The sequence below is a fragment of the Anaerorhabdus sp. genome, from assembly GCF_036637135.1.
Classification (GTDB): Bacteria; Bacillota_I; Bacilli_A; order Erysipelotrichales; family Erysipelotrichaceae; genus Anaerorhabdus.
Genome location: NZ_JAVWNC010000017.1, coordinates 1 through 25,796, shown reverse-complemented (window position 1 = coordinate 25,796; position 25,796 = coordinate 1). Strand labels below are relative to the sequence as shown.

The following is a 25,796-nucleotide window of genomic DNA, read 5'->3' as shown; positions in this document are numbered from 1 at the left end:
AAAAAAGAGATGTGCAATTGCATGTCTCTTTTTACTTGTTCATAATTATTACATGGTGTTGTGGCTAAGCGGCATCATTCTAATCACTCTTATTATTATCACATAATACGAGTGACTTTTTTTGTTTGCAAAGAAGATTTTACTTTGTTCCATTCGACTTTACAAAGTCTTAATCATATATTACCTCAATTTAACTAATCAAGGAAACAGAATTGATAGAATACAAATGAACATAGGAGGAATGTATGAATCGAAAAGAGAGAACAGAAGTTTTGATTAATATGAATACTAGTTTACTTCGTTCATTAGCAAAAAAAATTAATGAACAACATGAGGTGAAAGAAATAGAATCACCATCTCATAGCTTAGTCATGATTAAAAAAAGAGAAGGTGCAAAGAACAGTTTGTTTTATTTAAGTGAAGTTGTTGTAAGTGAATGTCGTGTCATGATTGATAATCATATCGGATTTGGAATACTACAAGGATTTGATTTAAAGAAAGCAAAGTTACTAGCGATTATAGATGCGGCATTCAATGCAAATAGTTCGTTATGTTACAAAATAGAGAAAACAATAGAAATTGAGAAAGAGAAACAAGATTTAAAGCAAAGACAAGAAATGAAAGCAATACTAAAAACAAAAGTATCATTTGATACGATGCAGGAGGAATAAGATGTCTAAATTTCATAGAGTATTTGATACCCAACAATTATTTAGACAACTACTCGATAGTATGTCTTATGCTGCATCCGTAAAGAATGTTCATTCAATATGTAATGGATGTGATTATGCCATGGATTTATATAAGAGTACACAAGCAATCGCAATTTCATTGCTGGATACAGATACAAGTTATTGTGTTTATGGTGATAAAAATATTGATGAGAAAATGGCAATGATTACTTATTGTCAAAGAAAGAATGTGGATGAAGCGGATTATATCTTTATTGCATATGACAATCAATTTGAATTAGCACATGTACTTGAACAAGCAAAAGTTGGAACACTGATTGATCCGCATAAGAGTGCGACAATCATTGTTGAGTGCAATAGTTGTACAGCGGGTAAAACATATCGCTGTAAGGGACCTGGAATTAAAGACACGAAAGATATAAAAATTAATATCAATTGTGATTGGTTAGAAGCTCGTAATGAAACTAATATTGAGTTTCCAATGGGTGTGGATATCATCTTCTTAGATAAGAATTATAACTTGCTTGCATTACCTAGAACTACGCAAGTAGAAAGGATTTAATAACATGGCATATGTAGCAGTTAAGGGTGGTCAAAAGGCCATTGAGAAAAGTATTGAACGATTAAAATACAAACGATTAGAACATAAGAAATCAATTAAAACAGAAGATATAGAAGCATCATTTCGATTACTCATTGATCAAGTTTTATCAGAGTCATCTTTGTATTCAAGAGAGCTTGCGGCAATTGCACTTAAACAAGCTGAAGGATCAGTAGAGGAAGCAGTTTTCTTATTACGTGCCTATCGCTCTACACTACCAAGAAAATATTATTCAAGAATTGCAGAAAGTTCATCGATGTTTGTGGAGAGAAGAATATCTGCGGCATTCAAAGATATTCCAAAAGGACAAATTCTTGGAGCATCATTCGATTATACCCATCGTTTGGTTGATTTTGAATTGAAAGATGAAACCGATGAGGATGCAAAAAAATTCTTTAGAAAAGTAGAATCAAAACTAAAAAAAGACGAAGCTAAAATAGAACAATTTCCTAAAGTAGTAGACTACTTAAAAAGTGAAGGATTGATTGAATCACATGAACCAGATAATGCAGAACCTAAAGATACGACAAAAGAAACGCTTAAGTTTCCTGCAAGTCGTAGCGAAAGATTACAAATTTTGCAACGTGGAATGAGTCAAGCGGTCATTGGATTAGGGTATGCATCATTACGTGGTTATGGTGCGGTACATCCTACGGTTGCGGAGTTAAGAGTGGGACAACTACCTCTTACAATTGAAAATCCAAACAATCCAACGAGTGAAGAAGATTCTTATTCAATTGGTAGTGTTGAAATAACTGAGGTAGAGAGTTTAGTTCCTGTAACAAAGTTATTGAAAGATGGAAGTCATGAAATCAATTTTGAAATTGGTTATGGTATAACGCTTGGACAAAACGAAACAAAAGCAATTGCGATGAGTATTTTAGACCAATGCTTAGAAAGAAAAGATGAAGGATTTGCGACAAGTGATGAAGAATTTGTTTTATACCATGTAGATAGTATTGAAGCTACAGGATTTATATCACATCTCAAATTACCTCATTATGTAACATTCCAAGCAAAGTTAAATAGTGCTAGAAAAGTAAAGGGGAATAGTGATGAAGAAGAAATTTAATTTTGCCTTCTTTGATGAAGGAAGTAAAAGAGAAATAAGAAGATCTATTCTTAAAGCAATTGCGATTCCTGGTTATCAAGTACCTTTTGCATCAAGAGAAATGCCAGTAGCAAGAGGATGGGGAACAGGAGGTATTCAACTTACTTTATCTTGTATTGGACAAAAAGATATCGTGAAAGTCATTGACCAAGGAAGTGATGAAAGTGTGAATGCGATTAGTATTAAAAAGTTGATTACAGATACTACGGATGTAGAAATTACAACATCAACGAAAGAGGCAACAATCATTCAATCACGTCACCGTGTGCCAGAAGAAGAGTTAAGTGAGAATCAACTATTGGTATTACAAGTGCCAACACCGGAACCATTGCGTGACTATGAGCCGAGTGAAACCAAAACAAAAATTCTTCATGGTGAAAAAGAATACACCGGAGCTAAGTTGTTGTTGTTTGAACAAATTATGAAATACAACACGATGGCAACAGGTGCAGATCATCCAGTTGAAGTAAATAATCGATATGTTATGGCGCCAAGTCCTATCCCAAAATTTGATAATCCCAAGTTAAATCAATCCAAAGCTACCATATTACTTGGAGCAGGGAGGGAAAAGAAAATCTATGCAGTCCCACCTTATACTCAAGTAGTTTCATTGGATTTTGAAGATGTACCGTTTGAAGTAGAAAACTTTGATGGTAAATGTTGTAGTCATTGTGGCGCAAATCATGTTTATCTTGATGAAATTATCGATCAAGAAACGGGTGCTGTTTCATATCAATGTAATGATACAAGCTATTGCCTAAAAAGACGAAATGGAGAAATACAATGAGTGAGAAACCAATCTTTGAAGTAAAGCATTTGTATAAACAATTTGGACCTGGATGTGATTCTTGTCGAGGTGATAAAAGTCATTCTTTACAAGGAAACTATTGTCCAAAGTGTAAAACAGTATATGCGTGTAATGATATTAATGTGGAGTTGTATGAAGGAGAAATTCTAGGTGTTGTAGGAGAATCAGGCAGTGGGAAATCAACGCTTGTTCAATGTCTCTATTTTGATCAACCCGCAACCAGTGGAGAGTATTATTTGAAACGCCATAAAGATGGGATGAAGAATGTATTTGAAGAAACAGATCAACAAAAGAGAATGATAAGAAATACTATCCTAGGAATGGTTTATCAAAATCCATACTTAGGTTTAAAGATGAATTTCTCATCAATATCAAATATCGCTGAAAAGTTAATCGCTGCAAATCATCAAAATGTTGAACACATGACGACAGTAGGTAAAACATTATTAGAAAAAGTAAACATTGCGGAATATCGGATGAAAGAATGTCCAAAGAATTTCTCTGGTGGTATGCAACAAAGAGTACAAATCGCAAAAGCATTATCTAACAATCCACCTGTTCTATTATTGGATGAAGTTACAACGGGTTTGGATTTATCAGTACAAGCGAATGTACTGGATTTAATTAAGCAAATCCAAAGAGAAAGCAAAGTATCAATGATTGTAGTATCACATGATTTAAGTGTTATTAAAATGTTGGCAGATCGTACCATTGTAATGTTAAATGGAAAAATTGTTGAACAAGGATTAACTGATCAAATCATGGAAGATCCACAACATCCATACACACAACAGTTAGTATATTCACTACTATAGGAGAACATATGAAGAAAATTGTAAATATAGATATCGTTACAAAAGATGGCATACTTAAAGATCATGAAGTACTTGTGAAAGATGGAATAATTAGAAAAATTGCATCAAGAATTCATGATGAAGTAAATGAAGTAATCGATGGACAAGGTGGATATCTTGTACCAGGATTTATTGATATTCACTCGGATTATATCGAACAACTTGCAGCACCACGAGTAACAAGTGTTATGGATTTTAGTTTAGCTTTATATGAATTCGAAAGAGAATTAGTTACACATGGGATTACAACGATGTATCATTCTATTTCATTCCTAAAAGATACAGGTAAGAAAGCATTGCGCAAACCAGAAAATGTAAAGAAGATGATTGAGTTAATTGACAAGAGTCATAAACAATTGCACTTAGTTCATCATCGTTTTCACTTGCGTCTAGAACTAGATAACATCGATGTATATAACGATGTAGTGGATTATATAAAAGATGATAAAGTACATCTAATATCATTTATGGATCATACTCCAGGACAAGGACAATATCGTGATTTAGAAATCTATAAGAAATCTTACATTAATGATGAAGGTTTAACAGAAGAACAAGTTAATGAAAAAATGAATGCCTTAATGACAAAAGAGAAATTAACTTTGGATAAAATTATTCAAATTGCGGATTTAGCAGAAGAACGTCATATTCCAATTGCATCTCATGATGATGACTCGATTGAAAAATTAGATGTTATCAAAAACTTCCATGCAACAATATCAGAATTTCCAATCACAATGGAAGTACTTCAAGAAGCATATCATCAAGGATTTCATACAGTAGTGGGAGCACCTAATATTTTATTAGGAGGATCTCATGCAGGGAACTTGAGTGCAAAAGAAGCAATTGAAACAGGATGTGCTGGCATACTTTGTTCAGATTATTATCCTGCATCATTATTGCATGCGGTATTCATGATGGTAGATAGTGGACAACCATTACACGAGATGATCAATAAGGTAAGTTTAAATCCTGCTAAAGCCGTTAACATTGATCATGAAGTTGGATCAATTGAAGTAGGTAAGAAAGCAGATATGCTCATTGTAATGCGATTACCTGATAATTATCCAGCAATAACTCATGTATTTGTGGAGGGAGTTCTTGTATCAAACATGAACTATCGTGTTTAATATGATAACAAAAGAACCGACAATTAAAGAGAATTCTGTTATAGAGAATTGTGAGTTAGATGAATACACAGAAGTAGGTGTATTTAATCGGTTAGAGAATGTAATACTTGGTAAATTTTCTTATACAGGTGAATATTGCATTCTACAAAATGTAATTGTTAAGAATTACGCAAACATTGCGGCAATGGTAAGAATAGGTGCAACAGATCATCCGATTGAAAGACCTACATTACATCATTTTACCTATCGAAGAAAGATGTTTGGCTTAGCAGATGAAGATGATATTGAATTCTTCAATGAAAGAAAAGCAAGAAAAACAATCATAGGACATGATACTTGGATAGGCCATGGAGCAATCATAAAACCAGGTATTACATTGGGTAATGGTTGTGTTGTAGGAAGCGGTGCAGTAGTAACAAAAAATGTAGAACCTTATGCCATTGTTGTAGGTAATCCAGCACGTATATTAAAATACAGATTTACAACTCGTCAAATTGAAGCGTTGGAAAAAATAGCATGGTGGAATTGGCCAGCAGATAAAGTGTTAAATAACTGGGAAGATTTTACCCTATCCATTGATGAGTTTATAAGAAAATATGAGGTAGAAGTATGAATGAAAGTTGTTTAGAAATTAAAAATCTATCAAAAGAATTTACTGTATACAATGCGAACAAAATAGTAAAGGGTTGTGAAAATATAAATCTCTCATTGAAGAAAGGAGAGTTTATCGGTATTACTGGAAGAAGTGGTAGTGGCAAATCAACAATTCTTAAAGGCATTTATCGTACCAATTATCCCCAACAAGGTGAGATATTTTATGATAGTGAAAAATATGGGTGGATTGATTTATGCAAAGCAACAGAACGCCAAATCGTTCATCTAAGAAAACACGAAATAGGATATGTTTCACAATTCCTTAAAATCATGCCTCGAACAACAGCAAGACAACTTGTAGAAAATGCAGTACTTGAAACAGGTGGAAGTGATGAAGAGGCTAAAGAAAAAGCAATCACCATTCTTTCGCATTTTGATCTAGATGAAACACTATGGGATGCATACCCCAATACATTTTCAGGTGGCGAAAAACTAAGAGTGAACATAGCGATGGCGATGGTAAAAAAACCAAGATTGTTGTTGCTGGATGAACCTACTGCATCACTTGATAACGCAAGTAAAGTAAAAGTTCGTACATTAATTGAACAACTTAAAAATGATGGTACAACGATGCTCGGGATATTCCATGATTTAGAATTCATGGAAGGTTTGTGTGATAAAGAATTCAACATGCAAAGAGGTGAAATTGGATAGTGAAAGACTGGCATATCCATTCAACATTTTCTGATTCATCAAGAAGTGTAGAAGAAATAATCGAGTGTGCAAAACAAAAAGGATGTACAAGTATATCCATTACAGACCACGATACAACCGAAGGAACACGTATAGCTCTTAAATACAATACAAAAGACTTTGAAGTAATACCAGGTATTGAAATTAGTGCATGGGACAATGTACTTGAAAAAGAGATTCATATCCTGGGTTATTCATTTGATTTAAATGCAAATAATATTCGAAGGTTGTGTGAAAATACATTAAAACAAAGAAAAGAAATTGCACACAAACAAGTGGAGATATTACAAAACTTGGGGTATGAAATAACAATGAATGATGTTTATAAAAATCAAGGGCATAGTACAACGATATATAAACAACACATATTAAAAGTTTTGATTGAACAAGGAATTACTGATGAATACTATGGAACACTCTATAAAACATTATTTAAGAACAAAGGACCATGTCAATTTAAAGTGGAATTACCTAGCGTTGAAGATGCGATTGCATGTATCCATGAGGATGGAGGGAAAGCAATATTAGCTCATCCTTTTAACAGTCAATGCATTGATATGGTAAATCGTTATGATGCAATGGATATCGATGGTATAGAAACATATCATAGTTCTCATAGTATAAAAGAACAATCAGTATGTCATGAAATTGCGAACCATTACAACTGGATAGAAACGGGAGGCAGTGATAATCATGGAAAATATGGAAATGAACCCGAAATTGGAAGTCGTGTTAGAAAAGTTTAATCTAGCTAAAGAAGTTGTATTGCGAATAGGAAAAGAATTAAAAGACAAGAGTGATATTGTAGTTGAAAGTAAGAATAATGATATAAGTGATTTAGTAACGAACTATGATGTAGAAGTTCAAGATAAAATCATGAATGAAATAAAAAATGTATTCCTAGATGATTCTTGGTTGTGTGAAGAAAATGTAAATCAAATTGTAAGTAGTAACTTATGGATACTTGATCCAATTGATGGTACAACTAACTTCATTAGTCATCGTCGTGACTATACAATATCACTTGCATATTACCATCGCGGTAAACCTACATTTGGTATCGTATATGATGTGGTTAATGATGAATTATATCATTGTGTTGTAGGACAAGGTGCGTATTGTAATGATCAACAACTCGAACAATTACCAATTACCAAAATGAAGGATAGTATTCTCAATGGTAGTTTAAAATCATTATTAGGGTTCTATCGTAGTCATGGTTTGGATTTGGATCGATTAAGCAAAAAAATAAGAGCTCATCGTAGTTTAGGTTGTAGCTCACTTGCGATATGTCAGTTGGCTTTAAATAAGGAACAACTATTTATATCAAATCATATTAAGTTGTGGGACTATGCAGCCGCAAGACTTTTACTTGAAGAAGTTGGTGGGCGTATTGATATTTATTACACACTGAATGCGATAGATAGTAACCAAACATGTGTAGCAGCAACTTCAGATGATTTACTTAAAGAGTTTACTAATCAATGTACAGAATGGAATTAACTCAGTTTTAACAAGGAGTTAATTCCTTTTTTATATAAAAAAACTATAGTACTTGTGTAGTGTAACTACATGGAGGATATATGAAGAAAATATTACTAACACTTTTATCTTTAGTTTTATTAGCAGGATGTCAAACAAAAAATAACGAACAAAATACAGAAACAACAAATAAAAAAATTGAAACTGTTACTGTAGCGTTTCTACCAAATGAAGGATCAGGAACAATCAGTACAGTTGATCAAATGTTAATTGATGAATTACAAAAAGCATTAGGTGATGATATCAAGATTAATGGTATCGTTTGTGATGATTACTCAGCCGTAACAGAAGCAATGCTTACAGGGACAGCACAAATTGCTTGGGAATCAGGAGCTACATTTGTCGCAACAAAAATGGAAGATGATGCGATCATTCCACTTGTAACATATGGTGTTGATGGAGATGTTAAACAAGCTTCTTATCCAGCGTTTATCGCAACAAATAAAGAAAATGCAAAAGATTTTGAAGGTAAATCAAAAGAAGAACAATATGCACAATTAATTGATAAATCATTCTCATTTGTATCTGCGACATCGACATCGGGAAGACTAGTTCCTACTACTACATTATTTATGGAATTTGGACCTGAAGGAAATGGAAAAGTACAAAATAAATCTCAAGTGTTTGAAAAGACAACAAAAGATGGTGGTATTTTCTCAGAAGTACAATTTGGTGGAAACCATCCAGGTAGTGTTCAACTTATTGTAGAAAACAAAGTATATGCTGGTGCATTCTGTTGTAAATATGGTGATGATTTCATGGATGACTTATACATCATTGATGAAGTAGATGTACCAAATGGACCACTATGGGTTAATTCAACTTATATTACTCAAGATATGCAAGATGCAATTATTAATCACTTCACTGCAATGACTCCTGAAAATTCAGTTGAGAATTTCTTTGATGATGAAAATGGATTCTTCTTTGAAAGTGATGGAGCTGGTGCAAACCGTTTCGTTAAAATACCTGAAGGATTCTACGACTTCTTATACGAAATGTATAAAGACTAAAGGAGAATATTATGACGCAAGTTTTACAAATGAATTCAGTATCTAAGATATACGATAATAAAATCAAAGCATTAAGTAATATTTCGGTAGAAGTTAGTGTAGGAGAGTTGGTTTCAATTATTGGCCCAAGTGGTGCAGGTAAATCAACACTACTACGTACAATCAATCGAATGATTGATGTAACGGATGGAGATATATTGTTCAATGGGGTAGATGTTGTAAAGGCGAACAAAAAGGAATTGAAAACAATTCGAAAGAATATTGGTATGGTTTTCCAACATTACAATTTAGTTTATCGTTCAAGTGTATTAGAGAATGTATTACATGGTAGACTTGCGAACTATACATGGCTTCAATCATTACTAAAGCAATATCGCAAAGAAGATGTAGATTCAGCAATGAGTATACTAAAAATGTTGGGATTGGAAGAAAGAGCATATGATCGTTGTTCGAAATTATCAGGTGGACAAAAACAACGTGTGGGTATCGCTAGAGCATTAGTTCAAAATCCTAAAATGATTTTATGCGATGAACCAATTGCATCTTTGGATCCTCAATCTAGTAAAGTAATTATGGAATATTTAAAAGATATTGTAGAATCAACAAACATACCTTGTCTTGTGAATTTACACCAAGTAGATGTTGCGTTACATTATTCGGATCGTATTATTGGTATGCATCAAGGCGAAATCGTATTTAATGGTAAACCAAGTGAATTAACAGATGAAATGATTGAAAAAATTTATGGTGTCAAAATGGAAGAGTTAATTAGCCAAGGGCAAGATAAATGAGTTACTTAAATAAAAAAAGAAATCTGTTAATTCTTAGTTTATTAATTTTAGTAGTAGGTACGATCGTTATGGGTAATGCAATTCAATTTGAATGGGTAAATTCTATTGCAAACTTTTCTAAAGGGGTATCTCGATTCATTGAACTATACTTACCACCTGATGTAACTGACTTGGGAGTAATGATTCAACAAATGGGAATCACAATTCTTTTGGCAGGTGCTGGATCATGTGTGGGTATGGTACTTGGTTTGTTATCTGCGATTGCGATATCAAAGAAAACAGGTAAAAACAAAATACTAAAAGCAGTGGTGAGATTTATTGCATCACTGACTCGAAATATACCAGAGGGTGTATGGGCAATTATCTTGTTGATTAGTTTCTGGTTTGGAGAGTTCTTAGCGTTCCTTGTGTTATCAATCATCTCGTATGGTTTCTTAACACGTGTCTATGCAGATACGATTGATGAAACGAATTCTGCATGTATAGAAGCCTTAGAAGCTACTGGTGCTTCCTATTGGCAAATCATCTTCTGTGCTGTAATCCCCGAGGTCATGCCATCTCTAATTTCTTGGGGATTATATTCCACAGAAAATAATATTCGATCTTCTACTATTATTGGTATGTTAACGGGTAGTGGTATTGGATACTTAATCAGTAACTACAAACACTTTAGACAATTCACATCCTTGTTTACAGCAATTCTCTTGGTTGTAATCGTGATTCTTGTCTTTGACCAAACTTCAAGTTATATAAGAAGGAGGATTATGGACTAATGAGTGAAATACAACTCGTAAATAATGATTTTAGAGCAAGTAAATCAAAACGTTATAAATTAAAGAATAAACAAGTAAGTGATCAACTTATCAAAGTAATTCTAGGATTATTTATTTTATCACTTGTAGCATTTCTTGTAACAGTTACTTATAAATGGGATCAATTTCGTCCAGATATTATTATGAATATGGCGGTATCATTTCTTCGATTTGATGCACTTAAAATAAGTGAAATGACATACATTGCGTCACTTTTGGTAAACACTGTATTCTTAGGTGTTTTGTCTACAGTTCTTGCGGCAGTATTGGCCTTTCCGTTTGGCTTACTTGCCGCAACGAACTTATCTTCAGTTCGATGTTCAAATATTATTAAAGGAGTTGCGAGTTTTGTAAGAGCTGTACCTACAATTATTTGGGTTCTTATCTTTATCTCGTCGTATGGTTTAAGTGCTACAACTGCAGTAGTTGGTATGATATTTCATGGTTGGGCATTCTTCGTTAAATCTTATAGTGAAAGTTTTGAAGAAGTTGATTCAGGAATCATTGAGGCATTGAAAGCAAGTGGAGCAAGTTGGTTTCAAGTCATTACAGAAGCGGTATTACCATCATGTATGACACGTATCATCGCATGGCTTGCGATGCGAAGTGAAATTAACTTTGCGGTAGCAGTTGTAGTTGGTCCTGCAATTGGTGTTGCGGGTACAATTGGAAGTGTAATTAATGCATACTCTAGAAGTGGATTTTTCCCAGGATTAGGATTTTCAATCATATGTGTCTTTGTGGTCGCATTCATGTTTGAATTGTTAATTAATAAACTTCGTACAAATACAATAGATTAAAAGAGTTGAACTTCAATGGAGAAGTTCAACTTTTTTGATTACTTATTCAGAAATAATATGTTGGTAATGTTTAGACTGAGCATGCCAAAGCTGATTGTAAATATCACAAGATTTAAGCAATTCAACATGATTACCTTGGCTAATTAGTTTTCCATGATCAAATACAAATATCTTGTCACAAAAGATACAACTACTCATTCGATGTGATATAAAAATTGAAGTTTTACCACCTACAAGTTGATTGAATTCTAAATATGTTTCTGATTCTGAAATAGGATCTAATGCTGCGGTAGGTTCGTCTAAAATAATAAATGGCGCGTCTTTATATAAAGCACGTGCTATGGATAATTTTTGAGATTGTCCTCCGGATAAAATTACACCATCTGTATTGTCTTTATACAAAGTACTAACTATTCCTTCGGGCAGATTATTAATAGTATCTAAAATGTGAATGTTACTTAAAATATTATATACTTTTTCGTTAATGGGATTTGATGAACCTGCAATGTTCTCATTAATTGGAAATGAGAATAACTGGTAATCTTGGAAGACAACAGAGAAAATTTTAATATATTCATCAAAATCATATTTTTGTATATCGATTCCATTGAGATAAATTGTACCACTTGTAGGTATGTATAATCGGCATAATAATTTAATAAGTGTAGTTTTACCTGCGCCATTTTGGCCAACAATTGCATGTCTTTGTCCGATGTTAAATTGTAATGACACATTTTCTAAAACGTAAAATTCAGTGTTTGGATATTTAAAGGAAACATTGCGACACTCAAACTCATACTCAAAATCATTTCGTTTTTCTATAGGTAATGTACCATGGTAATGAATGTTGGGGTGATGAATAAAATCACTATGTATATGCAAATACTCAAAACGATAAGTAATACTTGCGAATGTTGAAATGAATTTTTGAACAGAGACTATAAACTGACTAATAGCACCAGTATACATAAGTACACTGCCCAATGAAATGATTCCGTAATAAGCTTTTGCACAGACAAAGATATATGTTAAACCAGCATAGAGTTCAACTAATAGTGAAGATAATGCATTGTATCTACCAAAAACAATTCCCCATTGTAAATACATAGGTAAAGAATTCTTTTTGTATTTTAGATAATTAGTTTGAATAACATGATTCAATTTGTTCAAACGTATATCCAATGATTGATTTAGATCGAGTAGTACATTAAAAATATAAGAAGATTTACTATTTGTTGAAATGTTTGAACGTTGCATTTCATTAATCTTTTGAGATGATATTTTTTGCAATTTAAAAATAATCATTATAAGTAATAGAAATAAAAGAATCATTATGATGGTAGAAAGCGGAGAAGTGAAAAAGTAACTAGCATCCAAAGGTACATGAAGAAATAAAATAACAACAAATATCAAAGAGAAGAATGTTGTGAATGCATATTGAATACATAAATTAATATCGTGAAGTTGTGACCCTACATCTCCAGCTCCGTTAATTCCGTTATCAAGATAATTCAGTTTCTCGATAGTTTCTATTTTTTCTAATTCATCAAATTCTATAGTGAATGATTTTGAGATAGTATCTTGTGTTACAAGGTTATTACAAAATCTGTATTTCGCTATAAGTCTTTGGGATGTGAATTTTGAAATGCAATCTAGTATGAATGACAAAACGATCATTACAATTGCATAAGTGAATGTTAAATCAAAGGATTGATATAAAACAGAATCAAGTATTAGCATTGAGAAATATAAATTTACAAATGGAATGATTGAAGTTGTTAGAGAATTAAGAATCATGAGGTAAAGTAAACAGTTGTTTTTTGCAGAAAGCTGAAGTAAATGATGAGCTTCAACTAAAACTTGTTTGAACTTCATTGTTTTCACTTCCTTCCTGATAATATTGGCTTTGAATGTTAAATAAATTCGCATAGAAATTATTTAGTTTAATTAAATCAGCATGAGTACCTTGCTCAATAATATGACCTTCATTCAAAACAAGTATTTGATCGCAAAATTTTGTAGAAGATAAACGATGGGATATGAAAATTGATGTAGCTTTATTTGTTAATGTTTTATATTGTTCATAAATCTTATTCTCGGTTATTGCATCCAATGCTGCGGTAGGTTCATCAAGTAAAAACAATGAACCTCCTTTATATAACGCACGAGCTAACATAAGTTTTTGAAATTCACCACCAGATAATGAAACTCCATTTGGATCGATGTGATTATCTAAATATGTATATTCTTTATTGTATAGAGAATTTACCTTTTCTAATAGTTCAGCTTGTTCAATCACTTTATTTAATTGTTGTTGATTATACATGGTTGCACATGCTATGTTTTCAGCGATTGTAAATGATAGATGATGAGTATCTTGAAATATACATGAAATCAAACTTTGATAATGATCCATATTTAACGTTGTTATATCTTGTCCATTAATGAGTATTTGCCCCTTTGAAGGTTTATAGAAACCACATAATAGTTTAACGATTGTTGATTTGCCTGCTCCATTAATGCCTACAATCGCGATATTTTGATTCGCTTCGATTTCGAAGGAGATGTCGTCTAGTATAATCTTATTGGTATTTGGATACGAAAATGAAACGTGGTTAAATACAATGTGAAAGGAATCAGTAGATTGCAGGTGTTCTCCAGTAGTTGTTTCTGCGTCAGGGTAATCAAGAACAATTCTAGTGTCTTTTAATAGTGAACTATCATTTCTAATATTGGATAATGATAATGTAATTTTATCAAACCATGAGGATATTCCTAAAATAACGCCAATGTAGAGAATGAATAAGGAAGGATCTAATCCGTTTTTAAGTTGAATGATTAAGTAACCATAACAAAGCAGATCACGTAATAAATGTAAAACGGATGCAATGAAATCAACCGAGAAATATCGATTTCTAATTTTCTTTGTATATTGATTGTGTGCTACTGAGTAATCATTAAACTTATCTAGTAACCAAGGTTGAAGTTCAAATATGCGAATATCTTTTGCACTAACATGATTCGATTTGAGTATTTGAAAATACTCACTTGTTTTTTCGAGTTTTGATAGATATTGGTCACGGATACGAGATTCGTAAGTAGATGCGGGGATAAAAAATAAATATTGTAGGATAGCAAATCCTAAAAGAATAAGAATAAACAGAGGATTCAAATTAGATAACATAAGACAAAATATAATTAATCCAAATATCTCAGTAATAAGTTGAGGAAATCGACACAACAAATCTTCAAGACCAATCGAATTGTTACAAAGGGATATAAGCCCCTTGTAATAAAGCGTTTGAAAATACTCAGACTCCCAAACACTGAATGGAATTGAAAATTGTTTGTTTAAGTATTCATTTTGAAATGCTTGATTTCTAAATTCAATGTATTGTTTTGAGTTTCTATCGACAAGATATGTTTTCAATGCGCTAATGGGACTAAATAAAAGAAATAAACCAAAACAGGATAATAACAGGGTTTCAAACGTCACATAAGTCTCCAATAAATTTAGAATTAGAGGTGGAATTAACACCAAGATAACTGGAGTTAATGTGGAAAAAAAAATTTCAAGCAATTGAAAAAGAATAATCTTTTTATTCGTTTTCCATAAATAAAAATAAAGAAATTTAATATTACTAAAGAGTCCATATTTCATAATAAATACCTCTACTAAATCATATATTAGAATTCTAATGAAGACTAAAAAAATCGTGAAATGTAAAAAATAATACACGAAATGTAACTTATAAAGGCAATAGAATCTCGGTTACAAAAACACCAGGTTCATTCTTGCGGTTGATATATCCTTGATACTTATAAACAATGTTATCTATTCGTTTTAAACCGTGACCATGATTGCCTCGCTTATTTGTGATGTACTCATTATCCAATTTCCGAATAACCTCATTTGTTGAGTTGGTAATTGAAATATAGAATTCATCTTTTACTTGGCCAATATAAATCCGTATGAATTTATTTGCACTCATTTTTTCGCAACTCTCATAAGCATTATCAATTAAATTACCAATAAGAGCACATAAGTCAGTATCGGTGATAGTCAGTGTTGGTGGTACGGAGACTTTACAATTTAAATCAATGTCTTCGTGAGATGTTATCAAAGATAATTTAGAATTCAAGATTGCATCAAAGTTAAGATTACCTGTTTCAACAAGTTGTTTGATTTCTTTTAGTTCATCTTCCAATTGATTTAAATAATCTGTTGCTTCATTAATCTGCTCAAATTTAAGTTTAGCTTTCAGCGATTGAAGATGATTGTGAAAATCATGTCTGTATCCTCGGAGCTGTGTATAAATATTTTGTACTTCAAGAACTTGTTGGCTTAAAATTTTATTTTGGAAAGTTGTCGTTCTTTCGTCATTGATTTTATTGTCATAAAACTTTGAATCTATGGCTAAGACAAAGAGAAGAATTTGGATGATTGGAATTGTTATAATTGGATTAGCAATGTAAAGTGTAATACATAGAATTTGAATTGAAATATAAATCAGAAAATAAATTAATTTAAATGAATAATATTGATAAAGGTAGAAAGAAACTATAGAGATTTGTATAAGTAAGCAATAATTTAGTGGTAAGGTAAATAGAAGAAATAACATATATAAAATTGTTATACAAATGAAATAGAATATACGTAATGATTTTTTCATTTCTTTAAAAGATACAAAAGTCACATAAAATAAGAATGTGAAGTTAATTATAAAATTCATCATATTTGATTCCTCATGTGATGGCGAATAAATTGTTCATTAATTTCTTTGATTTTATTTCTACTCAAAGGAATTGAAATATTGTTTATTAAAATCACACTTGTTCTTGTTATTTTTTGAATGTAGTCAATATTAATGAGATACGAGCGATGTGGTGAGCAAAAGGATAATGAGCATTGTTTCGCTATAGAGGACAAGGTTTCTTTGATAGTAATTGTATTGGATTTAGTAACGATAGATATATAATGTGAATTCGCTTCTAGATATAAAATATCATTTTGATAAATTTTGATTAAATCACCATCGTTTTTAATAATTAAATCAAGTCGGTTTTTTCTTCTTTCACATTCTTCAATTATCTTCTTCAATTCATTTATATTAATTGGTTTAAGTAAATAGCGGTAGGCATCAACTTCATACCCATCGAATACAAAATCGGGTGTAATTGTTAGAAAAACGATCATTACAGACTTGTCAGTTTCGCGAATTATTCTTGCAAGTTCAATACCAGATAATTGCTTCATTTGAATATCGAGAATAATCAAGTCATAAGGATAGTTGCGATTAGTTTTAAATAGGAACTCTTCGGCACTTAAAAAACACGAGATAGAAGATGTTATATCCATCTCATTAAGACATTCATCACAGGTTTGTTTAAGCTGTAGTAGTAATGATGATTCATCATCAAGTAGTGCGATCTTCATAAGTTAACCTCAAATGTTAATCATATTATAATTGAATTGCATTGAAATTAAAATGAGTATAAGAAAAGTTGAACTTATTTAATTTTAAGTTCAACTTTTCTATTCTTACCTTTAATTTTAACTGCTTGTAAATCTTCAATTTGTGATTGGTCAATATTTAATAGTGTTACGGTTGTGTAGTTTTGCTGGATATCAATGATACCAATGTTATCAGAATTGAATTGTTCTAATGAACACAATGCACCTACAACATCTAAATTTCTAATTTTATCTTTTTTACCTGCACGAATAAATAAATGAGTATTCTTTGAATTGAATGTACTGTCTTTATCTTCTTTATGAACAGATTTATTTAAGTGATTATCTACGGTTTCCGAAGGTATGATGAATGCTTCGGTTTCATCCAATATTTGATTTTTAATACTGGATGTATCATCCTTTGAAATAAGAGTGATCGATGTACCTTGTTCATCTTTTCTTCCAGTTCTTCCAGAGCGATGGATATAACTGTCAATTGTTAATGGACAATCATAGTGAACAACAGTAGTAATTTGATCGACATCAATTCCTCTAGCGGCGATATCAGTTGATACAAGAATACGTGTTTTACCTTGTTTAAATTTCGCAAGGGATTGTGTTCTCTCTTTTTGTTCCATACCACCATGGAGAATACTGCATAAGTATTTTTGTTTTTGTAGAAGCATAGTGATTTTCTTTGTATCTTCACGCGTATTGACAAACACACACATTGATTCAATCTTGCAATGTGTACAAATATCTAACAACACATTTTCTTTATCATTTGTTTTAATGTGATAGGTATCAATTTGGTTACTAATTTCTAATGGTGAATCAATCGTGATGATATTTGCATCGTTAACGTTTAATTTGCTTAATAGTAGTTCTGAATCCATTGTTGCAGAGAATAACCAAGTTTTATGTTCAGGTAAATCCGCTACAATAGTTTCTACTTGTTCAAGTAAACCGAGGGTAACCATTTCGTTAGCTTCATCTAATATAAGTGTTTTGATGTTATCCATATTGATGTTGTTGGATTCAAGGTGATCAAATACGCGACCAGGAGTTCCAACGATAACATGAGCTTTTTGTTTAAGTTGTAATGCTTGTTTTTGAAAGTCTTGACGGCCAATAAGGCAAACACAGTTAATCTTCTTATATATAGCAAGGCGATTAAACTCATGTTGGATTTGTTGGGCTAACTCTCTTGTTGGTGCAAGGATAAGCGCACTTGTAGGGTCATCGAAGTCAATTGCTTCAATTAATGGTATACAAAATGCTGCAGTTTTACCAGATCCAGTCTTGGATTGGATTAAACAGTTTTTACCTTCTAATAATAAAGGTAAAGATTGACGTTGGATTTCGGTACATGAAAGATATCCACAGTCGAGGATTGCTTGAATGATTCTTTTGTCTAAGTTATATTCTTTAAATTGTGTATTCATGTATGTAAGTGTAATGTGTTTGGAGCCATAATGCAATGTTTATATTTTGTAATGTGACTAATGGATATCCAAACAAAGCTGAATTATGCTAAAATAAAGGATAGAAAGAGGTGCTTATGAACGATACAATAGTTGCAATTTCGACAGCTTTTCAAGAAGGAGCTATTTCAATTATCCGTTTAAGTGGTGATGATGCAATTGAAATTGCCAACAATTTGTTTAGTCGTAACTTACTTGATGTACCAAGTCATACTGTTCATTATGGAATGATCCAAGATAATGGAAAAGCGGTTGATGAAGTACTAGTAAGTGTTTTTAGAGCACCTAAAACCTATACCAAAGAAGATGTAGTGGAAATTAATTGTCACGGGGGAATTTATATCACGCGCAAAGTTTTGAGTTTGTGTGTTGGAGCAGGAGCAAGAGTAGCAAGACCGGGAGAATTTACAGAACGTGCCTTCTTAAATGGTAGAATTGATTTAACTCAAGCTGAAGCGGTTTTAGACCTCATTGAAGCGAAGAATTCTCAAGGTGCAACAAAAGCTTTATCTTCAATGAAAGGTTCTGTAACACGCTTAATTCATCCCTTGTGTGAGGACTTGTTACAAATCATTGCACACATTGAAGTGAACATAGATTACCCAGAATATGAAGATGTGGAACAACTATCACAAGAGGTTGTACTACCACAAGCTAAAGAGTGGTATAAACGAATTGAAAAGATCATTAAGCAAGCAGAGAATTCATATCAAATAAAAAAAGGAATTAATACCGTTATTTTAGGTAAACCCAATGTGGGTAAGAGTAGTTTATTAAACGCATTGTTAGAAGAAGATAAGGCAATTGTTACAGATATTGCGGGGACAACGAGAGATTTAGTTGAAGGAATCGTACATTGTAAAAATGTAACGCTCAATTTGATTGATACTGCAGGTATTCATGATACAGAAGATCGTGTTGAACAAATTGGTATTGAACGATCACTTAAAGCATTAGAAAACGCAGAACTTGTATTAGTTGTGTTGGACTTGTCGAGAGATCTAGATGATGAGGACAAAAAATTGCTTGCGTTAACTGAAAATACAAATCGTATTATCGTTTACAATAAGAAAGACTTAAATCAACAAATTGAAGGAATTACGATCAGTGCTGCAAATCAAGATATAGATACATTAGTAGATGAAATAAATCGTCGGTATGAAACACAAATACATGATAGTAATGAAGTAACACTAAATAATGAAAGACAAATTGGATTAGCGATGGCAGCACGCCAGTCGATGAAACAAGCAATAGAAGCACTAGAAAATCAAGTTGAGTTGGATCTAGTTACAATTGATTTACAAGATGCCTATACATCATTGAAAGAAATACTTGGAGAGGTCAGCCGTGATGATTTATTGGATGCCCTGTTCAGTAATTTCTGTCTAGGTAAATAATGAACAATTTACTTGTAAAAAGAGTACTAGCAACATTGTTAGATATTGTAATCGTATCCTTGCCAACTCTGATCGTTGCGGGAGTAGGTCATCTACTTAAAGTTGTTCCGCAATTTAATGATTTTTTAAATAACTTTAATTTCATTACACAAATTTCTACAATTTATATTTTGTTTTTTACCATGTACGATTATTTCTATATGAGGAAGTTTCATACAACGATTGGGAAAAATAAATTTCAAATACACATAGAAACAGAACAAGGAAAAAGAAGAATTCCACAACGAAGACAATTTACAAGATCATTAAGTAAATCTTTATCTTTGTTTGCGATATACTCTATTCCAGCAGTTATATCTTTATTAATCATGACAAATGATTACAGTACATCAATACACGATAAGATAGTGAGGACAGGAGTATGGGAAAATACGGTTGGTTAGATAGTCATGCACATTTAAGCGATGAACGATTATTTGATAGAATAGAAAATGTTATGAGTTTATGCGAAGAGAATTTAGTGAAGAAGATACTGACTATTTGTTTAAACTTTGATGAACTTGAAAAGGCATTTATCTTAAAAGAGAAATATCCACAAATTGATATTGCGATGGGATTATTCCCAACGGATTATGATTTATATACTGAAGAAAATTGGGCAAGATTATTAGAAGTTGCGCGTGATGACCGTGTAGTTGCGATTGGTGAAATGGGATTAGATTACTATTGGGAAAAAGATGAAGAGAATAAGAAGATACAAAGAGAACATTTTATTCGCCAAATCGAAATTGCTAAGAAAGTAAATAAACCAATACTGATTCATTCAAGAGATGCTGCAAAAGATACAATAGAAATACTTAAAGAAGTAAAACATTTTGGTGTCATGCATTGTTACTCATATAGTGTTGAAATGGCAAAAGAATTTATTAAACTCGGATATACACTTTCTTTAGCGGGACCAGTTACATTTAAAAATGCAAAGGAACCAAAAGAAGTAGCAAAGATGGTACCAATGGATCGAATATTAATTGAAACGGATTCTCCTTACTTAACACCCGAACCACATCGAGGTCAAGAGAATGAACCTGGATATGTTAAACATGTAGGCGAGTATGTTGCGAACCTGAAAGAAATACAAGATGAAGTGTTACAAGAAGCAATAAATAAAAATTATGATTTGTTGTTTAGACAGTATAAATAAAGAAGATTTGAAATGATTTAAGATTTAGTGATTATGATATAATAAAACAAATGAGTAAAAGGATGGAAATGTTATGGATGAATTCTTGATTGAACAATACAAAAAAATAGCTAAGTTTTTAGCTGCGTGTTTAGGGAAAGACTATGAAATTGCTATCCATCAAATAAAGAACAATGAACTTGAACTTGTAAGTATTGAAAATGGTGATGTGTCTAAAAGAACAATCAATGCTCCACTTAGTGAACTAGCATTAAAGTTCGTGAATGAAAAGCGATATGAAGATGTAGATTATGAAGCAAACTACAAAGGGTTGACAGGGAAGCATGTTTTGAGGAGTTCAACATTTTTCATCAAAAATGATAAAGGGAAACTTGTTGGTTTAATGTGTATAAATTTTGATCTTGATCATATCAATAAGAGTATCAAGAAAATCAACGAAGAGTTAAGCGAGATATTTAATCTTATTGAAGATAACAATCGATTTGTTGAAGAAAGTTCTGTTGAATATTTTGCGGAAGATATGTCCAATGCAATTACGAATATCATTGATCCAATCGTTAAAGAAAAGAACTTACCTATCGCAAGGTTAAGCTTTGATGAGAAAATGATACTTATTGAGGAATTAAAGAAACAGGGAGTATTCTTAATGAAGGGTGCAGTAAGTGAGGTAGCACTTCAATTACACTCCTCTGAAGCAAGCATATATCGTTATTTAAAGAAAACCAAAGATGCTTAATTGATGAAAATCAGTTGAGCTTTTTTATTAATGTGATAAAAAATTATTGACGTGATAATAATTTATCACTATAATAATATTATGGAATAGCATTAAAAAAGTACGTTCAGAATTACTTCGAAATTTCGCGAAATAAAATCATAAATCTATTAATACGAAAAATGTTCATTACAAAACATTCTTTTAATTATGCCTTTATGAAGTATTCTTACTTTTTTATCTATTCGAGGAAAGGGAAACTATAGAAGTATAGTGAGGTAAAACATGTACTATGACTTTGAAACACTTGTTAATAGGGGTGAATTAGGTTCTTCGAAATGGTTAGGGATGAAAGATAAAAAACCTGATGTTTCAAAAAGTATTGTTCCGTTCTCAGTAGCGGATATGGAATTTAAGAATGCACCTGAAATTATGGAAGGACTCAAAAATTATTTAGATGAAACTATATTAGGTTATACAAGTCCAACGGAAGGATATTTGGATTCGGTAGTAAATTTTATGAATCGTCATCACGATTGGAATATAGATAAGTCTTGGATTGTAACAGCGCCAGGAGTAGTTCCAGCACTTGCGCATTCAGTAAGAGGATTCACTGATCCAGGGGATGGTGTAATCATTATGACACCAGTATATTATCCATTCTTTGCATGTGTAACAATGAACAATCGGAAGATTGTTGAAAATCCATTAATTGATAATGAAGGACACTATGAAATTAATTTTGACGATTTAGAAGAAAAAGCAAGTGATCCTAAAAATAGAATTCTATTATTTTGTTCTCCGCATAATCCTATAGGAAGAGTATGGAGCAAAGAAGAACTGGAAAGAGTTGCAGCAATTTGTTTAAAACATAATGTGCTCATTATTTCAGATGAAATTCATTTTGATTTAATTATGCCAGGATACACACATACGGTTATGTCTACTTTGTCTGAAGAAATTGCGGATCATTGTATCGTATGCACAGCACCATCTAAGACATTTAATCTTGCGGGTATGCAAACAAGTAATTTAGTGATTAAAAATAAATTATTAAGAGACCAGATGAAGAAATCAATGTTAGAGGTAGCGTTTTTGAATTGTGGGACTCTAGGATATAAAGCTTGTGAAATAGCATATAACCAATGTGATGAATGGTTGGAGCAACTTATTTCAAAAATGAATGAGAATAAAAATATAGTTGAAGAGTTTTGTAAAAGAGAAATACCAGAAATTAAAGTATATCCACTGGAAGGAACTTATCTACAATGGTTAGATTTACGTGCCTTTGGTTTAAGCAAAGAACAATTGGAAAAAGAGATGATCGAGGAATGCGAATTGTTTTTTGATGAGGGTCATATATTTGGAGAAGCAGGAGTTGGATTTGAACGAATTAATATAGCATGTCCGACAGATGTTTTACTTCAAGGGTTGAATCGTCTTGCAAAGTGGGCAGATAGAAAGAGAATGAGGTAATGAATGAAGATAAATGATGCTTTCAAGCATGTAGAAGAATATGTAATAAAAACAAGAAGAGAACTTCATCAATTAGCTGAACCAAGTGATCAAGAAGTAAAAACATTTGCCTATATTCTTGAAGAAATTAAGCAAATTGGATTTAGTTTTGAAGTCGTGGAAGAGTTCACAGTTGTTGCAAGATTAGAAACTAATAAACCAGGTAATGTAATTGCATTACGTGCTGATATCGATGGATTACCAATTAAGGAAAATGAAAATAACTTAAAACGTAATCGAACATGTATCTCCAATAGTGATACTGCGAGTCATTTGTGTGGACATGATGCTCATGCTGCGATGCTCCTTGCATCAATGAGAGTTCTAAAAGAGATACAAGATGATTTAGTAGGTACTTACTATTTCTGCTTTGAACAAGGCGAAGAACTAGGTAGGAAGAAAGGTGCTACAGCCATATTGAATTATCTTGAAGATAAAAGAATAGATACAGTATGGGCAATTCATGTTTATAACAAATTAGAGTCTGGAAAAATTTGCGTTGATGCAGGGCCAAGAATGGCGGGTGCTGCAGGAGCGATGGTAAAGGTTATTGGTAAAGGTGGTCACGGTTCAAGACCAGACTTATCAAATAATCCAACGTTTGTAGCTGCGAATATATTGGTTAATTTAGGTGGTGTATTTATCAACAAAATCAATGCGAATGAAACAGTTACATGTGGAATCACAACGCTTAATGGTGGTGGAACACCAAACGTATTTAGTGATGAAGCTACAATAGCAGGATCATTTAGATTCTTTGATGTAAATGAAGGTAAAAAAGCAGTGGATTTATTTAAAAGCGTAAGCGAACATACTGCAGCTATGTACGATTGTTATGTTGAATTCGATGAGAAGACAAAAGTATTAGGTAGACCAGTTGTTACAAATAAAGAATGTAGTGAGTTTGCGAAACAAGTATTACCAGAGTTTATCGGTGGGGAAAATATTTCTCCGTGTGATAAATGGTATGCATCAGAATCATTCTCGGGATATACTCTTTCATATCCTTCAGTCTTTGCCTTCTTAGGGATTAATAACCCCGAGGATGGTACTGGTGCAGAACACCATAGTGAATTCTTTGACATCGATGAAAGTGTATTAATGTTAGGTGTTAAAGCAACAGTAGGTTATGCAACTAGCTATGCTAGAAAGAGTAAGGAGGATAAAGTAAATGTGGGATCTTAGTACCGGATTTGCGGTCATAGCGGTTATTATGCTTGTGGGAGAAATTATTTCATCTAAGACTGGTGGAAAACTTCCTCAAATGTTTATTGTCGCAACATTGTTTCTAATTGGATATTGGACATTCTTACCCAAAGATATACTAGCGATATCAGGTTTGAGTGTTGTATCGGAGATATGTAAATTATTTATACTGATTCATGTTGGATCAATGTTTAATGTGAAGTCATTGATTAAGGATTGGAGAGTTGTGGTAACAACTCTATGTGCCATTGTTGGTATTCTCGCTCTAGTACTAACATTAGGTTCATTCTTCTTCGGAAAAGATTTAGCGATTATTGCTGCAGCACCACTAACAGGTGGTGGTATGGCGGCGATGATTATGAATGAAGGTGCGATTGCTATTGGCAAAAATGCATTAGGAGTTGTTGCGTTTGTCATCTTTATTATGCAGGGATTTGTTGGTTTTCCAGTAACAGCTTTCTTTCTACGTAAGGAAGGGGAAAGACTTGTAGGAGAATTTAGACAAAATCCAAATTTGATTCATCAAGTAAAGAGTTTAGATTCTAGTGAACAAGTTGGCACAAAAAAGAAACTATATGAATATATCCCTAAAAAGATTTGTACACCTACATATTATTTAACAGTAATGGGTGTGCTTGGTTGTTTGGGCTTATTAATCTTCAAGTTACTAAATGGAATTGTTGATCGTAGTATTATCATGATTATTGTGGGTATTACTGCAAGTCAATTTGGTTTAATTCCACCGAATCCAATGAACAGTGCTGATTCTGCAGGGATTTTAAATCTTGCTTTATTCGCAAGTTTCATGTCAGGATTCGCAGATACAACCCCTGCGTCAATTGGACAAATGGTTGTCGTTGTATTCGGTTTATTAATAATTGCTACAATTGGTATATTAGCTTTCTCCATTCCTGTAGGAAAAAAATTTGGATATTCGACATGGATGGCGTCAGCAATAGGATTAAACTGTTTCTTAGGTTTTCCTTATAACTACAATTTAACGAACGAGGCGGTATCTGTAGTTGCGAAAACTGATGAAGAGAAAGCTTACGTAACGGAACAGATGCTTCCAAAAATGATTATCGGAAGTGTGGTAGCTGTTACCCTTGTAAGTTGTATTGTTGCGGGAGTGTTAGTAAAGATGTTGTAAAGGTATTGAAATTTATATAACAAAAACAGAAAGTGAGATGAGTATATAATCGTCTCACTTTTTGTTGAAAAATTTAGATATGTTATAATTAAAAAATATAAGATCCTTGAGAGTTAAAAAGAGGTAGACTCATGAAAAATATACTTTTGGAATTAGTTGAAAATGATAA

26 protein-coding genes are annotated in these 25,796 nt (G+C 32.4%); 21 read left to right on the top strand and 5 right to left on the bottom strand.

Features of this window, described 5'->3' with window-relative positions; all coding sequences use genetic code 11:
• The first annotated feature begins 245 nt into the window (after positions 1 to 245).
• The 14 genes from phnG to RR643_RS04690 all read left to right on the top strand — a co-directional run bounded on the left by phnG (position 246) and on the right by RR643_RS04690 (position 11,501).
• A complete protein-coding gene (gene phnG / locus RR643_RS04755; RefSeq protein WP_332469183.1) occupies positions 246 to 671 on the top strand; it encodes a phosphonate C-P lyase system protein PhnG in 426 nt (141 codons plus the stop codon).
• Position 672: 1 nt separating this feature from the next.
• Positions 673 to 1,254, top strand: a complete 582-nt coding sequence (gene phnH, locus RR643_RS04750; RefSeq protein WP_332482475.1) for a phosphonate C-P lyase system protein PhnH — start codon at positions 673 to 675, stop codon at positions 1,252 to 1,254.
• A 4-nt stretch (positions 1,255 to 1,258) separates the two neighbouring features.
• Entirely contained in the window at positions 1,259 to 2,365 is a 1,107-nt protein-coding gene (locus RR643_RS04745) for a carbon-phosphorus lyase complex subunit PhnI (RefSeq protein WP_332482474.1), read from the top strand.
• Entirely contained in the window at positions 2,349 to 3,191 is an 843-nt protein-coding gene (locus RR643_RS04740) for an alpha-D-ribose 1-methylphosphonate 5-phosphate C-P-lyase PhnJ (RefSeq protein WP_332469186.1), read from the top strand. Before RR643_RS04745 ends, RR643_RS04740 begins: the two co-directional genes overlap by 17 nt.
• Positions 3,188 to 4,027 (top strand): ATP-binding cassette domain-containing protein, encoded by an 840-nt coding sequence (locus RR643_RS04735; protein ID WP_332469187.1) that lies wholly within the window; start codon positions 3,188 to 3,190, stop codon positions 4,025 to 4,027. The genes RR643_RS04740 and RR643_RS04735 overlap by 4 nt, the downstream gene beginning before the upstream one ends.
• 8 nt (positions 4,028 to 4,035) lie before the next feature.
• A complete protein-coding gene (phnM, locus tag RR643_RS04730; RefSeq protein ID WP_332469188.1) occupies positions 4,036 to 5,196 on the top strand; it encodes a phosphonate metabolism protein PhnM in 1,161 nt (386 codons plus the stop codon).
• Position 5,197: 1 nt separating this feature from the next.
• Positions 5,198 to 5,809 (top strand): DapH/DapD/GlmU-related protein, encoded by a 612-nt coding sequence (locus tag RR643_RS04725; RefSeq protein ID WP_332482473.1) that lies wholly within the window; start codon positions 5,198 to 5,200, stop codon positions 5,807 to 5,809.
• Entirely contained in the window at positions 5,806 to 6,504 is a 699-nt protein-coding gene (locus RR643_RS04720; RefSeq protein ID WP_332469190.1) for a phosphonate C-P lyase system protein PhnL, read from the top strand. Before RR643_RS04725 ends, RR643_RS04720 begins: the two co-directional genes overlap by 4 nt.
• On the top strand, positions 6,504 to 7,289 hold the full coding sequence (locus tag RR643_RS04715; RefSeq protein ID WP_332482472.1) for a PHP domain-containing protein: 786 nt from the start codon (positions 6,504 to 6,506) through the stop codon (positions 7,287 to 7,289). The genes RR643_RS04720 and RR643_RS04715 overlap by 1 nt, the downstream gene beginning before the upstream one ends.
• Positions 7,237 to 8,046, top strand: coding sequence for an inositol monophosphatase family protein (locus tag RR643_RS04710; protein ID WP_332482471.1), 810 nt, complete (start codon positions 7,237 to 7,239; stop codon positions 8,044 to 8,046). The genes RR643_RS04715 and RR643_RS04710 overlap by 53 nt, the downstream gene beginning before the upstream one ends.
• 80 nt (positions 8,047 to 8,126) lie before the next feature.
• Positions 8,127 to 9,098: a PhnD/SsuA/transferrin family substrate-binding protein gene (locus tag RR643_RS04705; RefSeq protein WP_332469193.1), complete on the top strand. Its 972-nt coding sequence runs from the start codon at positions 8,127 to 8,129 to the stop codon at positions 9,096 to 9,098.
• An 11-nt stretch (positions 9,099 to 9,109) separates the two neighbouring features.
• The gene (phnC, locus tag RR643_RS04700) at positions 9,110 to 9,889 is read left to right on the top strand and encodes a phosphonate ABC transporter ATP-binding protein (RefSeq protein WP_332469194.1); all 780 of its coding nucleotides are present in this window, start codon (positions 9,110 to 9,112) and stop codon (positions 9,887 to 9,889) included.
• A complete protein-coding gene (locus RR643_RS04695; RefSeq protein WP_332469195.1) occupies positions 9,886 to 10,662 on the top strand; it encodes a PhnE/PtxC family ABC transporter permease in 777 nt (258 codons plus the stop codon). The genes phnC and RR643_RS04695 overlap by 4 nt, the downstream gene beginning before the upstream one ends.
• Complete coding sequence (locus tag RR643_RS04690; protein WP_332469196.1) at positions 10,662 to 11,501, top strand: PhnE/PtxC family ABC transporter permease; 840 nt, start codon at positions 10,662 to 10,664, stop codon at positions 11,499 to 11,501. Before RR643_RS04695 ends, RR643_RS04690 begins: the two co-directional genes overlap by 1 nt.
• Positions 11,502 to 11,543: 42 nt before the next feature.
• Here RR643_RS04690 and RR643_RS04685 read toward each other — a convergent pair whose 3' ends face one another.
• The 5 genes from RR643_RS04685 to RR643_RS04665 all read right to left on the bottom strand — a co-directional run bounded on the left by RR643_RS04685 (position 11,544) and on the right by RR643_RS04665 (position 18,401).
• Positions 11,544 to 13,376: an ABC transporter ATP-binding protein gene (locus RR643_RS04685; protein WP_332482470.1), complete on the bottom strand. Its 1,833-nt coding sequence runs from the start codon at positions 13,374 to 13,376 to the stop codon at positions 11,544 to 11,546.
• Positions 13,351 to 14,997 carry an ABC transporter ATP-binding protein gene (locus RR643_RS04680; protein WP_332482469.1) on the bottom strand — a complete coding sequence of 549 codons (1,647 nt, stop codon included), beginning with the start codon at positions 14,995 to 14,997 and terminating at the stop codon, positions 13,351 to 13,353. Before RR643_RS04680 ends, RR643_RS04685 begins: the two co-directional genes overlap by 26 nt.
• A 253-nt stretch (positions 14,998 to 15,250) precedes the next feature.
• Positions 15,251 to 16,237: a sensor histidine kinase gene (locus tag RR643_RS04675; protein ID WP_332469199.1), complete on the bottom strand. Its 987-nt coding sequence runs from the start codon at positions 16,235 to 16,237 to the stop codon at positions 15,251 to 15,253.
• A complete protein-coding gene (locus RR643_RS04670; protein ID WP_332482468.1) occupies positions 16,234 to 16,938 on the bottom strand; it encodes a LytR/AlgR family response regulator transcription factor in 705 nt (234 codons plus the stop codon). Before RR643_RS04670 ends, RR643_RS04675 begins: the two co-directional genes overlap by 4 nt.
• A 74-nt stretch (positions 16,939 to 17,012) precedes the next feature.
• Positions 17,013 to 18,401, bottom strand: coding sequence for a DEAD/DEAH box helicase (locus tag RR643_RS04665; RefSeq protein WP_332469201.1), 1,389 nt, complete (start codon positions 18,399 to 18,401; stop codon positions 17,013 to 17,015).
• 116 nt (positions 18,402 to 18,517) lie between these two features.
• Here RR643_RS04665 and mnmE point away from each other — a divergent pair, with 116 nt between their 5' ends.
• The 7 genes from mnmE to RR643_RS04630 all read left to right on the top strand — a co-directional run bounded on the left by mnmE (position 18,518) and on the right by RR643_RS04630 (position 25,627).
• Positions 18,518 to 19,840 (top strand): tRNA uridine-5-carboxymethylaminomethyl(34) synthesis GTPase MnmE, encoded by a 1,323-nt coding sequence (gene mnmE, locus RR643_RS04660; protein ID WP_332469202.1) that lies wholly within the window; start codon positions 18,518 to 18,520, stop codon positions 19,838 to 19,840.
• A complete protein-coding gene (locus RR643_RS04655; RefSeq protein ID WP_332469203.1) occupies positions 19,840 to 20,283 on the top strand; it encodes an RDD family protein in 444 nt (147 codons plus the stop codon). Before mnmE ends, RR643_RS04655 begins: the two co-directional genes overlap by 1 nt.
• A complete protein-coding gene (locus tag RR643_RS04650) occupies positions 20,262 to 21,041 on the top strand; it encodes a TatD family hydrolase (RefSeq protein ID WP_332482467.1) in 780 nt (259 codons plus the stop codon). Before RR643_RS04655 ends, RR643_RS04650 begins: the two co-directional genes overlap by 22 nt.
• A gap of 73 nt (positions 21,042 to 21,114) precedes the next feature.
• Positions 21,115 to 21,777, top strand: a complete 663-nt coding sequence (locus RR643_RS04645; RefSeq protein WP_332482466.1) for a helix-turn-helix transcriptional regulator — start codon at positions 21,115 to 21,117, stop codon at positions 21,775 to 21,777.
• 264 nt (positions 21,778 to 22,041) lie between these two features.
• Entirely contained in the window at positions 22,042 to 23,232 is a 1,191-nt protein-coding gene (locus RR643_RS04640) for a MalY/PatB family protein (protein ID WP_332482465.1), read from the top strand.
• Between the two features lie 3 nt (positions 23,233 to 23,235).
• Positions 23,236 to 24,456, top strand: coding sequence for an amidohydrolase (locus RR643_RS04635; protein ID WP_332482464.1), 1,221 nt, complete (start codon positions 23,236 to 23,238; stop codon positions 24,454 to 24,456).
• The gene (locus RR643_RS04630) at positions 24,443 to 25,627 is read left to right on the top strand and encodes a hypothetical protein (RefSeq protein WP_332469208.1); all 1,185 of its coding nucleotides are present in this window, start codon (positions 24,443 to 24,445) and stop codon (positions 25,625 to 25,627) included. Before RR643_RS04635 ends, RR643_RS04630 begins: the two co-directional genes overlap by 14 nt.
• Positions 25,628 to 25,796 lie beyond the last annotated feature (169 nt).

Excerpts from the sequence above, each read along its gene's own strand:
- RR643_RS04630 (WP_332469208.1), top strand. The coding sequence starts at position 24,443 with ATGTGGGATCTTAGTACCGGATTTGCGGTCATAGCGGTTATTATGCTT.
- RR643_RS04745 (WP_332482474.1), top strand. The coding sequence starts at position 1,259 with ATGGCATATGTAGCAGTTAAGGGTGGTCAAAAGGCCATTGAGAAAAGT.
- phnG (WP_332469183.1), top strand. The coding sequence starts at position 246 with ATGAATCGAAAAGAGAGAACAGAAGTTTTGATTAATATGAATACTAGT.
- RR643_RS04705 (WP_332469193.1), top strand. The coding sequence starts at position 8,127 with ATGAAGAAAATATTACTAACACTTTTATCTTTAGTTTTATTAGCAGGA.
- RR643_RS04685 (WP_332482470.1), bottom strand. The coding sequence starts at position 13,376 with ATGAAGTTCAAACAAGTTTTAGTTGAAGCTCATCATTTACTTCAGCTT.
- phnM (WP_332469188.1), top strand. The coding sequence starts at position 4,036 with ATGAAGAAAATTGTAAATATAGATATCGTTACAAAAGATGGCATACTT.
- RR643_RS04650 (WP_332482467.1), top strand. The coding sequence starts at position 20,262 with ATGGGAAAATACGGTTGGTTAGATAGTCATGCACATTTAAGCGATGAA.
- RR643_RS04735 (WP_332469187.1), top strand. The coding sequence starts at position 3,188 with ATGAGTGAGAAACCAATCTTTGAAGTAAAGCATTTGTATAAACAATTT.
- RR643_RS04635 (WP_332482464.1), top strand. The coding sequence starts at position 23,236 with ATGAAGATAAATGATGCTTTCAAGCATGTAGAAGAATATGTAATAAAA.
- RR643_RS04695 (WP_332469195.1), top strand. The coding sequence starts at position 9,886 with ATGAGTTACTTAAATAAAAAAAGAAATCTGTTAATTCTTAGTTTATTA.
- RR643_RS04710 (WP_332482471.1), top strand. The coding sequence starts at position 7,237 with ATGGAAAATATGGAAATGAACCCGAAATTGGAAGTCGTGTTAGAAAAG.
- RR643_RS04655 (WP_332469203.1), top strand. The coding sequence starts at position 19,840 with ATGAACAATTTACTTGTAAAAAGAGTACTAGCAACATTGTTAGATATT.
- RR643_RS04670 (WP_332482468.1), bottom strand. The coding sequence starts at position 16,938 with ATGAAGATCGCACTACTTGATGATGAATCATCATTACTACTACAGCTT.
- RR643_RS04675 (WP_332469199.1), bottom strand. The coding sequence starts at position 16,237 with ATGATGAATTTTATAATTAACTTCACATTCTTATTTTATGTGACTTTT.
- phnC (WP_332469194.1), top strand. The coding sequence starts at position 9,110 with ATGACGCAAGTTTTACAAATGAATTCAGTATCTAAGATATACGATAAT.
- RR643_RS04690 (WP_332469196.1), top strand. The coding sequence starts at position 10,662 with ATGAGTGAAATACAACTCGTAAATAATGATTTTAGAGCAAGTAAATCA.
- RR643_RS04640 (WP_332482465.1), top strand. The coding sequence starts at position 22,042 with ATGTACTATGACTTTGAAACACTTGTTAATAGGGGTGAATTAGGTTCT.
- RR643_RS04720 (WP_332469190.1), top strand. The coding sequence starts at position 5,806 with ATGAATGAAAGTTGTTTAGAAATTAAAAATCTATCAAAAGAATTTACT.
- phnH (WP_332482475.1), top strand. The coding sequence starts at position 673 with ATGTCTAAATTTCATAGAGTATTTGATACCCAACAATTATTTAGACAA.
- RR643_RS04740 (WP_332469186.1), top strand. The coding sequence starts at position 2,349 with ATGAAGAAGAAATTTAATTTTGCCTTCTTTGATGAAGGAAGTAAAAGA.
- RR643_RS04725 (WP_332482473.1), top strand. The coding sequence starts at position 5,198 with ATGATAACAAAAGAACCGACAATTAAAGAGAATTCTGTTATAGAGAAT.
- mnmE (WP_332469202.1), top strand. The coding sequence starts at position 18,518 with ATGAACGATACAATAGTTGCAATTTCGACAGCTTTTCAAGAAGGAGCT.
- RR643_RS04665 (WP_332469201.1), bottom strand. The coding sequence starts at position 18,401 with ATGAATACACAATTTAAAGAATATAACTTAGACAAAAGAATCATTCAA.
- RR643_RS04645 (WP_332482466.1), top strand. The coding sequence starts at position 21,115 with ATGGATGAATTCTTGATTGAACAATACAAAAAAATAGCTAAGTTTTTA.